We start from the raw sequence: 803 nt of genomic DNA, 5'->3' as shown, positions 1-803 counted from the left end.
CGACTCTTTACGAGAGGAAGGATGCTTGTGAGCTCGCGCATTGCAAGGTTGGCTGTAATTGGTGTTGGGTTGATTGGTGGCTCCTTGGCTAAGGCCGCGAGAACTGAAGGTTTTGCAGCACACACTTGCGGTTACTCCTTAAATCATAGTGAGGCTAAGCTTGGTGTTGAGTTAGGAGTTATCGATGAGGCTGCTGAATCTATCGCTGCGGCAGTGAAAGGTGCTGACTTGGTTGTGCTGGCGGTTCCTGTAAAGGCATTTGAAGATGTCTTAAGTGAAGTAAAGGTGTCATTGAAAGAGGGGGCTGTTGTTACCGATGTTGGTAGCGTAAAAAAATGCTTTCTTGAGGCTGTTGAAGCAGTCTATGGTGAGGTACCTTCGTTTGTCGTTCCGGGGCACCCAATAGCGGGCTCGGAACGCAGTGGAGTCATGGCTGCTGATGAAAATTTATATCAGCGCCATAAAGTCATATTGACACCCTTAAAAAATACTAACCATCTTGCTTTGTCCCTGGTTCGGTCTATGTGGCGTATGGCCGGTGCGACCGTGCTTGAAATGTCGATTGAGAAGCATGATGAAGTCCTTGCTGCGACTAGCCATTTGCCACATTTGTTAGCCTTTTCGTTGGTCGATACGCTTGCCGGTGAGGAGCAGAACCAAGAGATCTTCCGTTATGCAGCGGGAGGCTTTAGAGATTTTACTCGTATTGCCGCAAGTGATCCTTTGATGTGGCATGACATTTTTCTTGCCAATAAAGATGCCTTACTTAAGGTTTTAGATCACTTTACTTCAGACCTTGCTTC

Annotated in this window: 1 protein-coding gene; it reads left to right on the top strand. The window is 47.2% G+C overall.

Annotation, left to right across the window (positions count from 1 at the left end; all coding sequences use genetic code 11):
• Window positions 1–27: 27 nt before the first annotated feature.
• Window positions 28–803: prephenate dehydrogenase/arogenate dehydrogenase family protein (locus A3756_RS23655; protein WP_231875626.1), on the top strand; the 776-nt coding region annotated here is incomplete at its 3' end.

It is taken from the genome of Oleiphilus sp. HI0086 (assembly GCF_001635225.1).
The sequence above is the reverse complement of the archived record's forward strand: the minus strand, read 5'-3'. Positions and strand labels throughout refer to the sequence as shown.